The organism is Oceanomicrobium pacificus, assembly GCF_009833495.1.
In the GTDB taxonomy this organism is placed as follows: domain Bacteria; phylum Pseudomonadota; class Alphaproteobacteria; order Rhodobacterales; family Rhodobacteraceae; genus Oceanomicrobium; species Oceanomicrobium pacificus.
Window position 1 is genome coordinate 167849 of sequence record NZ_WUWG01000007.1, and the last position, 12136, is coordinate 179984.

Here is a 12136-nt window from a genome sequence, read left to right on the forward strand (position 1 = left end):
GCGGCGGACCGGCTCAGGTCCGGGGCAGCGCCCCCGGAGCCGGTCCGTCGCGCCATCCATACCAGCGATAGGCCAGCCGCAGGAGCGGCCGGCGCGGCAGCAGGATGCGCGGGGGCACCGCCTGCATGACCTCGGGCCAGGGCATGTCCGGCTTCTTGCCGGCCGCAAGTGCCGCAAGAATGCGCCCCGAATAGCTGCCCATCGCCACACCGTTGCCGTGATAGGCGAGCCCCGCAAAGGCGTTCTGCATCCCCGGGATCGGGGCCACGAACGGGGCCAGACGGGCCGTCATTCCGATCAGGCCAGACCAGAAATAGGGCGTTTCCACCCCGGCCCATGCGGGGAACATGGCTTCGAAATCGGCACGGATCAGGCGGCGCATCCGGGCCGTGTCCTCAGGCGTGTAGCGCGTGCCGCCACGCATCCCGAACAGGAACCGCCCGTCCGGCATTTTCCGGAAATAGTGCAGGAGCGTGCGGCTATCGAAGGACATGCGGTCCGACGTCCAGCCCTGCGCCGCCTGTTCGTCCGGCGTAAGCGGGCGGGTCACGATGATGTTCGACATGGCGGGCAAGATCCGGCCCTGCATCCAGCGCGGTAGCGCGTCCGAACTGTAGCCGTTGGTGGCGATGACAAGCGTGCGGGCAGTCAGGTCGCCGCGCGGCGTGGTGATCCGCCAGCCGCCATTCGTTTCGCTGATCTTACCCGCGGGGCTGTCCACATGGATCGTCTGGCCCGCGGTCCGCACCGCCCGGGCCAGCCCCCGCACATAGGAGAAGGGATTGAGCGCGAACCCGACCGGCAGATGCAGCCCACCGTGGAAACAGGGGCCGGACAGGCCTTCCCCGGCCAGTTCCTCGCGCGCGATGATCCGGCCCTCGATCCCGGCAACGGCGCGCAGATGCGCGGCCTCGGCCTCCAGCGCCGCCATCTCGGACGGGCGGTGCGCGAGCGTAACCTCGCCGTCGGAATGCCGGTCCGCATCGATCCCGTGCGCATCCAGAAGCCCGCCCACCAGATCGACGGACGCACGTTGCGCGGCATGGAACAGTTTCAGGTCATCGAGCCCGTGGCGCCGCCGGATCGTCGCGTCAGAGGCCTTCGCGCCCCCAAGGCAGGCAAAGCCGCCATTGCGCCCCGAAGCGCCCCATCCGGGGACCTCTGCCTCCAGCACGGTGGCCTGGATGCCATGCTCCTGCGCCAGATGCAGCGCCGCAGACAGTCCGGTGAAACCGCCGCCGATGATCGCGACCTCGGCCGTGGCCGACCCGTGGAGCGGCCCGTCAAAGCCGCTCCAGTCTGCCGCATGCCCGTCATGCCAGAAGCAGCCCTCCACCGGGCCGGAACGATAGGCGTCCGGCTCGTAGAGCCGCCCCTGCATCAGAGGCGCCCGAGATAGGACTGGTATTCGGCCAATGTGATCTGGGTGGCGAGGGTGGAGATCTCCTGCCGCCGCAGCGCGCAATAGGCATCGACAAAATCGACACCGAAAATCCGTTCGGCTATCGGCGCAGCCTCGAATGCATCGACCGCCTGATCCCAATTCGCATGGAGCCGGTTCTCGGCCAGATCGGGGCCGTTTTCCTCATCGAGCGGGGCGGGCACCTGCGCGTCGCGCTCGATCCCGTCGAGCATCCCGCCCAAGAGCGCCGCCAGCGCCAGATAGGGGTTCACGTCAGCGCCGCTGATCCGGTGTTCGAGCCGCGCCGCCGGACCCACGGTCGCGGGGATACGCACCGCCGCACCGCGATGGTCGAGCCCCCAGTTCGCGGCCACGGGTGCGAAACTGTTCATCTGGAAGCGGCGATAGCTGTTCATGTGCGGCGCGAAGATCGCCTGCAGGTCCTTCATGCTGCCGAGCAACCCGCCGACACATTGGCGCAGGAGCGGGGACAATTCGCCCTCGACATCGCCCGCCATCAGGTTGGTGCCGTCCGCGTCCACAAGGCTCACATGCACATGCATGCTGTTGCCGGGCTCGGCCGCATAGGGTTTGGCCATGAAGGTGGCTTCCATCCCCTGCTTGTCCGCAACCGCGCGCACCAGACGCCGGAACTGCACGGCGATATCGGCCGCACGCACCGCGTCGGCCTGATGCAGGAAATTGATCTCGAACTGGCCCGGGCCATATTCCGCGATCAGCGTGTCCGCAGGCAGGCCCTGTGCCGCGCAACCGTCGAGCACCTCCTGCAAGAAGGCTTCCGACCAGGAACAGACATCGAGGTCATAGGCCTGGGCGACGGGCGTATGTTCAGGCGGGACCGGCGCTTCATCCGCCGTTTCGCGCGCCTGGGTGAGGTAGAATTCAAGCTCGGTCGCCACGACGGGCGTCAGGCCAAGCGCCGTGAACCGCTCCACCGTGCGTTCCAGAATCCGGCGGCTGTCGATTGCCGAGATCTCGCCCGTATCCTCCTTGAGCGACACCATGACCTGCGCGGCATGGACATCGGCCCAGGGCACGGGCGCGAGCGTACCGGACAGGGGGGTCACCTCACCATCAGGGTCGCCGACAGCGATCCCGAAGCCGGTTTCCTCCACTTCCTCGCCATTGATGTTGAGCACATAGGTCGAGAGCGGCAGCCGGACCGACCCGCCCGACAGTTTGTCGGCCGAGCCGCCGGGCAGCCATTTGCCGCGCAGAATGGCGTTCGTGTCGCACAGCATCAGTTCCAGCCGGTCCGGCTCGCCATGTTCGGCCACATAGGCCGCATATTCCGTATCGAAATCCGCCATCATGCTGCTCCGCCCACGGCCTGTTGTTCCTGCGCGCGCCGGCGCACGGCACTGCGTTTGGTCACCAGCGAGGCCGAGATTACCCCGATCGACACGATCCCGATCAGAAGCGTGGAGAGCGCGTTGATCTCGGGACTGACGCCAAGCCGCACCTGGCTGAAGATTTTCATCGGCAGCGTTGTGGAGGAGGGGCCGGAGGTGAAGGAGGCAATCACCAGATCGTCGAGCGACAGGGTGAAGGCCAGAAGCCACCCGGAAATGACCGCCGGTGCGATGATCGGCAGGGTCACCGAGCGGAATGCGTCGAAGGGCGTGCAGCCGAGATCAAGCGCGGCTTCCTCCAGCGAGCGGTCGAAACTGACCAGCCGCGAGGAGACGACGACCGACACATAGCACATGGAGAAGGTCGCATGCGCGAGCACGATGGTGAACACCCCGCGATCCATCCCGATCGAGATGAAGAGCAACAGGAGCGACAGGCCGGTGATGACCTCGGGCATGACGAGCGGCGCGTAGATCATGCCGGAGAAAAGCGTGCGCCCCCGGAACCGACCGCCCCGCACCATCACATAGCCCGACATTGTGCCCAGCACTGTCGCAATGGTGGAGGAGATCACCCCGACCTTCAGCGTCACAAGCGCTGCGTCAAGGAAAGCGGTGTTGTTGAAGACCGAAGCATACCATTTGGTCGAGAACCCCGCCCAGACGGTCACCAGCTTCGACTCGTTGAACGAGAAGATGATCAGGATCAGGATCGGCAGGTAGAGGAAGGCAAAGCCGAGCGTCAGCGACGTGGCGTTGAACCAGGTGAAGCGGCGGTTCATGCGTCGGCCTCCTGCTGGCGTTGCTGCTGGCGCTGGAAGAGCACGATCGGGATGACAAGGATCAGGAGCAGGATCACCGCCACGGCGCTCGCCACTGGCCAGTCACGATTGGCGAAGAACTCGTCCCAGAGCACCTTGCCGATCATCAGCGTCCGCGACCCGCCAAGGATCGAGGGGATGACGAACTCGCCCACGGCCGGAATGAAGACAAGGAAACAGCCCGCGATCACCCCCGGCCGCGACAGGGGCAGGGTGACGAGCCAGAAGGCCTGAAGCCGCGAACAGCCCAGATCCTCGGCCGCTTCCAGAAGCGAGCCGTCGAGTTTTTCAAGTGTCGCGTAGATCGGCAGGATCATGAAGGGCAGGTAGGTATAGACGATGCCGATATAGACCGCCCAGTCGGTATTCATGATGACCAGCGGCTGGGAGATCAGCCCCGTCCAGAGCAGGAACTGGTTGAGAAACCCCTCGGTCGAGAGGATCCCGATCCAGCTATAGACGCGGATCAGGAAACTCGTCCAGAAGGGCAGGATCACCAGCATCATCAGGGTCGGGCGCCATTCCTCGGGCGCGCAGGCCATGCCATAGGCGATCGGATAGGCCACCAGAAGCGCGATGAAGGTGGAGATGGCAGCGATTTTCACCGACGAGAGATAGGCCCGCCAATAGAGGTCATCCTCCGTCAGCCAGACGAAATTCTCGAAGTCGAGCTGCGACAGGAAATCCTTGAACCCCGCCCAGCCGGCCGCAAGGTCAAGCGTCGGCGTGTAGGGCGGAATGGCAAGGGCTGTGTCTGACAAGGCGATCTTCAGCACGATGCCGAAGGGCACGAGGAAGAGCGCGAGCAACCAGAGATAGGGAACCCCGATCAGGAAGAGGCGACGCATGTCCGGGCCTCCGTCACTGGGTCAGGACGACGCCGGCGGTCGCCGTGAAGGACAGCCACACCTCGTCTTCCCATGTGATGCCGCGCCGCGAGAGGCGCCGCGAATTGGTGGCCGAGGCCTTGAAGATCGCGCCGTTGGGCATCTGCACATGATAGGTGGAGATATTGCCCAGATAGCCGATGTCGAGCACCTTGCCCGGCACCGCATTCGCCCGGTCGTCGGGCTTGTCGGTCGAGATGGCGATCTTTTCGGGGCGGATGGCGAAAGTGCAGCTGTCGCCGAGCGAGAGCGGCACATCCGTTTCGGCATGGATCGGCGGCGCGCCGTCGGCCCAGACGAGCTTGTAGCCGCCTTCCTCAGCCTCGGCCACGGTGCCTTCGATCAGGTTCACATCGCCGATGAAGTCGGCCACGTAGCGCGATTCCGGCTGCTCGTAGATCACGTCCGGCGTCGCGACCTGCATCAGCTTGCCCTCGTCCATCACGGCCACGCGGCTCGCAACCGTCATCGCTTCTTCCTGATCGTGGGTGACGATCACGAAGGTTGTGCCGAGCTTCTCCTGGATGTCCATGAGCTCGAACTGTGTATCCTCGCGCAGCTTGCGGTCGAGCGCGCCGAGCGGCTCGTCGAGCAGGAGCAGTTTCGGGGCCTTGGCGAGCGACCGGGCAAGGGCCACGCGCTGGCGCTGGCCGCCGGAAATCTGGTGCGGCTTGCGCGATGCGAATTTCTGCAGCCGCACCAGGCGGAGCATTTCCTCCACCCGGCCGGCAATCTCCGATTTCGGCATCGGCGAGCGTTTCAGACCGAAGGCGATATTGTCCGCGACCGACAGGTGCGGAAAGAGCGCATAGGACTGGAACATCATGTTGATGGGCCGCCGGTTCGGCGCAACGGGCACGATGTCCCGCCCGTCGAGCGTGATCTCGCCCGCCGTCGGCGTCTCGAACCCCGCCAGCATGCGCATCAGGGTCGTCTTGCCGCAACCCGAGGGGCCGAGCAGGGCAAAGAACTCGCGCTCGTAAATGTCGAGCGTCAGGTTCTCGATGGCCGTGAACTCCCCGAATTTCTTGACCACGTTGCGGAACCGGATCAGCGGCACGGCCTCCGTGTCTTCCCAGGGAGCGAAGCGGATTTGGTTGGGTTTTTCAGAAGGCATTGCGGGTCTTTTCGATCATGTGCGGAGCGACAGGGCGGCGGCAGACCGACTCTTGTCGCAGGCTTTGGCCGCTGTCACGGCAATTCTGCGCCGCCGCTGGACCTGTTGGGTCAGGAGCAGGCGCTCTGCCTGCCATTTGTGCAGCCCGGGAGCGGGTTGCCTGTTTTGCAGGAAGTGTTTGATCAAAAATTCGGGAAATGCAAGGGTTGCGACACAGGAAAGAAACGCAGGCCGCCCGATGACCGACACCGCCCAGACCGAACAGCGCCCGGTTCCCGTGCACGAACAGGTGCATGCCGAATTGCGCGAGATGATCCTTCTGGGCCATCTTGCGCCGGGACAGCCTGTCACCCTGCAAGGGCTGGTCGAGTTGCTCGGCGCGGGCATGACGCCCGTGCGCGAATCCGTGCGGCGCCTGATTGCCGAGGGCGCGCTCGAATTTCAGGGAAACCGCCGGGTCTGCGTGCCGGTGATGGATGCGGCACGTTTTGCCGAGCTTGAATTTGCCCGTCTCGCGCTGGAGCCGCGGCTGGCCGAGGAAGCCTGCCATGCCATGAATGCAGCGGATATCGAAGCGCTGAAGGCGATCGACCTGAAGCTCGACCAGGCCATCGAATCGGGCGATGCGGCGGCCTACATGGCCCAGAATTACCGGTTCCATTTCGCGCTCTATGGCGCGTCGGGCGCGCAAATCCTCTTGCCGATGGCGGAATCGCTCTGGCTCCGCTACGGCCCGCTGTCGCGGGTGATCTGCGGGAAATACGGCACGCTCAACATGACCGACCGGCATGAGGAAGCGCTGTCGGCACTGCGTGCGGGCGATGCAAAGGCCGTGGCGCAGGCGATCCGGGACGATATCTGCGAAGGGTTCCAGATCGTGCGCTCCACCATGAACTGGCCGGCTGAAATCGCCGCCCCGGCGCTCGCCGGCAGCGCCGGCGCACAGGTTGCAGCAGACGAAGTCAATTGACGCCCAAATTTTTGATCATATTATGATCGCATCCCGGCTGATCCGGATCGCGTGCGCCCGCCGGGGCGCGGATCCGGGCGCCGACCACCCTGCATCACCCAAGAGGGGCCGCCACGCACAGCGCCCCCCGGAGCGACAAAGCCATGACCCTGATTCCGAACCACTTGCCGACAGCCGACCTGCAGGCGCTCGACGCGGCCCACCACATGCATCCGTTCACCGACGGGGACGAGCTGAACGCAAAAGGCGCGCGGATCATCACCCGCGCCGACGGCGTCTACCTGACCGACAGTGAAGGCGCGCAGATCCTCGACGGAATGGCCGGGCTCTGGTGTGTGAACCTCGGCTACGGGCGCACCGAACTGGCCGATGTCGCGGCCGAGCAGATGCGCCAGCTGCCCTATTACAACACGTTCTTCCAGACCAGCCACCCGCCGGTCATCGCGCTCGCCAAACGGCTGGCGGAACTGGCGCCGGGCGATCTGAACCATGTGTTCTTCGCCGGATCCGGCTCGGAAGCCAATGACACGAACATCCGCATGGTGCGCCACTATTGGGCGGCCCGCGGCAAGCCGTCCAAAAAGACGATCATCGCGCGCAAGAACGGCTATCACGGCTCCACGCTCGGCGGCGCGAGCCTCGGCGGCATGAGCGGGATGCACGCGCAGGGCGGTCTTCCGATCCCCGACGTGACCCATATCGACCAGCCCAACTGGTACCACGAGGGCGGCGACACCTCCCCCGAGGAATTCGGGCTGGAGCGCGCCCGCCAGCTGGAAGCAGAGATTGCCCGCCTTGGTGAAGACAATGTCGCGGCCTTCATCGCCGAGCCGGTGCAGGGCGCAGGCGGCGTGATCGTCCCGCCCGAGACCTACTGGCCCGAAATCCAGCGGATCTGCGACGCGCACGAGATTCTGCTCATCGCGGACGAGGTGATCACCGGATTCGGCCGCACCGGCAACTGGTTCGGGTCCCAGACGTGGAACATCCGCCCCGACATCATGACCATCGCCAAGGGCCTCAGCTCCGGCTATGTGCCGATCGGCGGCTCGATCGTGTCCGACCATGTGGCCGAGACGATCAATGGCGCGGGCGATTTCAACCATGGCTACACCTATTCTGGTCATCCGGTCGCGGCCGCCGTCGCGCTGGAGAACCTGCGCATTCTCGACGAGGAAGGCATCGTCACCCGCTGCGGGGCAGAGACCGCGCCCTATCTGCGCGAGAAATGGATGCAGCTGGCCGACCATCCGCTCGTTGGCGAGGCGCGGATTTCCGGCATGATGGCCGGCATTGCCCTGACGCCCGACAAGGCCGCCCGCGCAAGCTTTGCCGCCGAAGGCGGCACGGTCGGCCTGCGCTGCCGCGAGCGCTGCTTTGCCAACAATCTCGTCATGCGCCATGTGGGTGACAACATGATCATCGCCCCGCCGCTGGTCATCTCCAAGTCCGAGATCGACACGCTGATCGAGCGGGCGGTGAAATCGCTCGACGAGACGCTGGCCTCGATCACGGCCGACGGCCTGATGGTGGCGGCCTGATCCCATGGCCCTCGACATCCTGACCGCCAATGACCGGCCCGGGGAATATCCCCGGAGCTATTATGCCGCCACCGCCGACGCGCCGGGACCATTCCCGGCGGCCAAGGGCCGGATCACGGCGGATGTGTGCGTCGTTGGCGGCGGGTTCACCGGCCTGTCGGCCGCGCTGCATCTGGCGGAGCGCGGCTATAAGGTGGTGCTGCTAGAGGCACAGCGCGTCGGGTTCGGCGCGTCGGGGCGCAATGGCGGACAGGTCGGCACCGGCCAGCGCGTCGATCAGGAAGAACTCGACAAGATGGTCGGGCGCGAGACCTCGGACAGGCTCTGGGACCTCGCGCAGGACTCGGTCGCGCTCGTCAAGGACCTGATCGCGCGCCACAAGATCGATTGCGGCTATGTGGACGGGATCATCCATGCCGACCACCGCGCGCGCTACGTGCCCCATTCGCATGCCTATGCCGCGCTGCTGCAAGACCGTTACGGCTATGACAGGATCCGCCCGCTCGACAAAGCGGAGATCCGGCAGCTTGTCGGTTCGCCCGCCTATCACGGCGGCACGCTCGACATGGGCGCGGGGCATCTGCACCCGCTGGCCTATGCGTTCGGGCTGGCCCGTGCGGCCATCTCGGCGGGCGCGATCATTCACGAGACGAGCCGGGTCACTTCGATCACGCCGGGCGCGCGCGTGACCGTCCGAACCGACGGGGCAGAGGTCGATGCGGCCCATCTTGTGCTCGGCTGCAACGGCTATCTCGGCGGGCTGGAGGGCCAGGTGGCCGCACGGGTCATGCCGATCAACAATTTCATCGCCGCGACCCGCCCCCTGTCCGAGGAAGAGGCGCGCCGCGTCATCCGCGACAATCACGCGGTGGCGGATTCAAAATTCGTGATCAACTATTTCCGCCTGTCGCAGGACCGGCGGCTGCTCTTTGGCGGCGGCGAAAGCTACGGCTACCGCTTTCCGTCCGATATCGAGGCGCTGGTGCGCAAACCGATGCGGGCGATCTTCCCGCATCTCTCGGATATCGAGATCGACTATGCCTGGGGCGGCACGCTCGGGATCACCATGAACCGAATGCCGCATTTCGCGCGCCTGCAAGGAAACATCCTGTCTGCAGCGGGCTATTCCGGTCATGGTGTGGCTATGGCGAGCCTTTCGGGCAAGATCCTCGCCGAAGCGATTGCCGGACAGGCGGAGCGGTTCGACCTGATGGCAGACGTGCCGACGCCCCGCTTCCCGGGCGGAGCCGCGCTGCGCACCCCGCTCCTTGTGCTGGCGATGACCTGGTACGCGCTGCGCGACCGGCTCTGAGCATCGCGCTCAGAGCTGGGGCAGCAGCCGCGACAGGGCGGCGAACCGCTCGAAATCCTTGGCCGCCGGTGTGGTCCATCCGGTCTCGGCAATCGCGCCGAGACGCGGGAAAACCATGTGATTGAACTGGCTCCGGCTGGCGATATGTTCGCCCCAGATGCCGCCCTGCACACCCAGAAGCTGGGGCATCTGCGCCTCTGACAGCGCGCCGTCAGGTGCGAACCGGTATGCATGTTCCGGCGTGGACACGCCGGCCCAGCTTGATCCGGGCTCGTCCCAGCCGTCCGCCTGCGCCATATCCATGTAATAGGCCTGTCCGGGCGAAGCCACGACCTGATAGCCGCGATCCGCCAGTCCGCGAATGACCTCCGGCGCCTGCCAGGCGATCAGAAGCGCATTGTCCGGAGAGATGCCACCGCCTTCCGCCACCTCGTTCCAGCCGGCAAAGCCCTTGCCGAGCCCGCGCAAAATCTCTTGCGCGCGGCGCATGAAATGGGCCTGCAACTCCATCGTGCCGGACAGCCCCTCATCGGCCATCAGTTTTTGTGCTGCTGGCGATTTGAGCCAGGCCGTGCCGTCGACCTCATCACCGCCCATATGGATGAACGGGCCGGGGAAGAGGTCCGCCAGTTCGCCGAGCAGGGTTTCGAGGAACGCATATGTCTCCGGCACGCCCGGATTGAGCGCATTGTTCGCGTAGCCCTGCACCGAATGGTAGGCGGCTGCCGGTTCGCCCGGATCGCGCAGATGGGGCAGGGCGGTCAGGATCGCGGTTGCATGGCCGGGCGTGTCGACCTCGGGCAAGACCTCGATGCCGAGCGACGCGGCATGGGCAAGGAAGGCCCGGATCTCCGCCTTGGTGTAGAAGCCGCCATGCGGCGCGGCGCCGGAGGTGAACTGGGGCGCGAGCGGCAACCCGTGGCCGCGCATGGCGCCGACATCGGTCAGTTCAGGATAGGCGTCGATCTCGATCCGCCAGCCTTCGTCATCCGTCAGATGCCAATGGAACCGGTTCATCCGCATCCATGCGAGGATATCGACAAGCCGCGTGACCTCCGCCAGCCCGTAGAAGCGGCGGGACACATCCAGATGTGTGCCACGCCAGCCGAACCGCGGCGCATCCTCGATCCGCCCGTCACCCGGCTGGCGGAACCGGTCGGGAGCGCGGTCGGCGGCGGACAGGATCTGCGCCAGCACCGTCAGCCCGTAGCGCCGGCCATTGCCCGCACCATGGGCCAGCGTTGCGGCCCCGTCGGCAAATTCGAGCCGGTAGCCCTCGGCCGGCAGCGTCCCGTCAGCCTCGATACGGAGCGGCAGGCATCCTTCGGAATCCCCCATACGGAACGGGGTCATCCGGCCGGGGAAGAGCCGTCCCGCCAGCCCGTTGATCGCAGCCACGTCCCGCGCGGCAGGGTGTGCCGCGCCGCCCGTCAGCCCATAGGCGCAAACACCTGTCAGATAACCCGTCACATCAACCGCGTTCGGCCAGGGCAGGATCCCGAGCGGGACCTCGACCTGGCCCGCCGGCCAGACCCTGCGCGACCCGTCCGGTTCCTCAGGCACGCGGGACAGGAGCGCTGTTTCGATGTCCAACAGACGGCCATCGGGGAAAATCAGATAGGCGCCGGTCGGACCATCCTCCAGGTGCATCGCTGGCAGGTCGAGGCCGGAAATGGTGATCTCCCAGCTCTCGCCCGCTGCAAGATTGTCGAATTCGGGACGCAGCACATGATGGCTCGCCACCGCCGCTTCCAGCCTCGCGCCTGCGAACTGTGCGGGATCATGGGCAAAGATCACGCATGTATAGGCCAGCTGCACCGGCCCGAGGGGCGCGCCCGACAGGTTGTGCAACTGCAGGACCATCCGCCCGCCCTGTGCGGCGTCGGCCGGGTGGTAGCGGCTTTCAAGGCAAAAATCGGTTCGCGACATGGGGACACCTCAGGGAGCGTAATCTTCGGATTGGGAAAAAAGGCGGGCAAGCCCCGTCTGGCCGGCGCTGAGGCCGGCATCGACGGGCAGGCAGACGCCGCTGACGGCGGCTGCCGCATCGGACAGGAGATAGGCAACCGCGGCCGCGACCTCTTCGGGCGCCACGATCCGGCGGAGCGGGTAGGGCGCGGCAGCCTCCTCCAACACCTGCGGATTGGCACGGGCACGGTCATTCCAGGCTTGTGTCCGGACGGTGCCGGGCAGGACGGCGTTCACCCGCAGGCCTAGGGGGCCGCATTCGACCGCCGCGAGGCGCGTGAAATGCAGAAGCGCCGCCTTGGCCATGCTGTAGCCCGGATGGCCGAACACGCCCGTCCCGTTGATGGACCCGATATTGACCGTCGCGGCACCTGCCGCGAAATGCGGCCGCAGCGCCTGAAAGAGGAGCACCGGCGCTTCGAGGTTGAGCGCCAGATCCGCTCGGAAATTGTCCGCATCGAGCGTGGCAAGACTGTCGGCCGTGACGCCGCCCGCATTGTTCACAAGCGCCGCGACCGGACCCAGATCTGCGAGCGCCGCGACAAGCGCGTCGCGCGCGGCCGCATCGGTCAGATCGCAGGTGAGCACCGTAACGGGGTGGCCGGCCCCGGCCGCCGCCCGGTCCAGCGCGGCGGCATCGCGATCCACCAGCACCGGATGGTGGGTCGGAGCAAGGGCTGCCGCGATGGCGCGGCCGATATCCCCCGCTCCGCCCGTGATGACGGCGATCGGTGTGTCGGGCATG

10 protein-coding genes are annotated in these 12136 nt (G+C 66.0%); 3 read left to right on the top strand and 7 right to left on the bottom strand.

Going from position 1 to position 12136, the window contains the following annotated elements:
* Nucleotides 1–13 precede the first annotated feature (13 nt).
* Genes GSH16_RS14755 through GSH16_RS14775 form a run of 5 tightly spaced genes read right to left on the bottom strand, consistent with a single transcriptional unit; the run spans nucleotide 14 to nucleotide 5600 of the window.
* A complete protein-coding gene (locus GSH16_RS14755; RefSeq protein ID WP_160856372.1) occupies nucleotides 14–1381 on the bottom strand; it encodes an NAD(P)/FAD-dependent oxidoreductase in 1368 nt (455 codons plus the stop codon).
* Nucleotides 1381–2733, bottom strand: coding sequence for a glutamine synthetase family protein (locus tag GSH16_RS14760; RefSeq protein ID WP_160856373.1), 1353 nt, complete (start codon nucleotides 2731–2733; stop codon nucleotides 1381–1383). The genes GSH16_RS14755 and GSH16_RS14760 overlap by 1 nt, the downstream gene beginning before the upstream one ends.
* Nucleotides 2733–3557: an ABC transporter permease gene (locus GSH16_RS14765; RefSeq protein ID WP_160856374.1), complete on the bottom strand. Its 825-nt coding sequence runs from the start codon at nucleotides 3555–3557 to the stop codon at nucleotides 2733–2735. The genes GSH16_RS14760 and GSH16_RS14765 overlap by 1 nt, the downstream gene beginning before the upstream one ends.
* Nucleotides 3554–4444 (bottom strand): ABC transporter permease subunit, encoded by an 891-nt coding sequence (locus tag GSH16_RS14770; protein WP_160856375.1) that lies wholly within the window; start codon nucleotides 4442–4444, stop codon nucleotides 3554–3556. Before GSH16_RS14770 ends, GSH16_RS14765 begins: the two co-directional genes overlap by 4 nt.
* A gap of 13 nt (nucleotides 4445–4457) precedes the next feature.
* Entirely contained in the window at nucleotides 4458–5600 is a 1143-nt protein-coding gene (locus GSH16_RS14775; protein ID WP_160856376.1) for an ABC transporter ATP-binding protein, read from the bottom strand.
* Nucleotides 5601–5838: 238 nt separating this feature from the next.
* On the opposite strand from GSH16_RS14775, the gene GSH16_RS14780 reads away from it, so the two are divergent.
* The 3 genes from GSH16_RS14780 (at nucleotide 5839) to GSH16_RS14790 (ending at nucleotide 9423) form a co-directional block, all read left to right on the top strand.
* Nucleotides 5839–6570 carry a GntR family transcriptional regulator gene (locus GSH16_RS14780; protein ID WP_160856377.1) on the top strand — a complete coding sequence of 244 codons (732 nt, stop codon included), beginning with the start codon at nucleotides 5839–5841 and terminating at the stop codon, nucleotides 6568–6570.
* Between the two features lie 143 nt (nucleotides 6571–6713).
* A complete protein-coding gene (locus tag GSH16_RS14785; RefSeq protein ID WP_160856378.1) occupies nucleotides 6714–8111 on the top strand; it encodes an aspartate aminotransferase family protein in 1398 nt (465 codons plus the stop codon).
* Between the two features lie 4 nt (nucleotides 8112–8115).
* Nucleotides 8116–9423, top strand: a complete 1308-nt coding sequence (locus GSH16_RS14790; protein ID WP_160856379.1) for an NAD(P)/FAD-dependent oxidoreductase — start codon at nucleotides 8116–8118, stop codon at nucleotides 9421–9423.
* Between the two features lie 9 nt (nucleotides 9424–9432).
* Here the strand turns inward: GSH16_RS14790 and GSH16_RS14795 are convergent, their stop codons facing one another.
* Both GSH16_RS14795 and GSH16_RS14800 read right to left on the bottom strand, forming a co-directional pair.
* A complete protein-coding gene (locus tag GSH16_RS14795; RefSeq protein ID WP_160856380.1) occupies nucleotides 9433–11352 on the bottom strand; it encodes a beta-N-acetylhexosaminidase in 1920 nt (639 codons plus the stop codon).
* A gap of 9 nt (nucleotides 11353–11361) precedes the next feature.
* Entirely contained in the window at nucleotides 11362–12135 is a 774-nt protein-coding gene (locus GSH16_RS14800; protein WP_160856381.1) for an SDR family oxidoreductase, read from the bottom strand.
* Between the last annotated feature and the right edge of the window lies 1 nt (nucleotide 12136).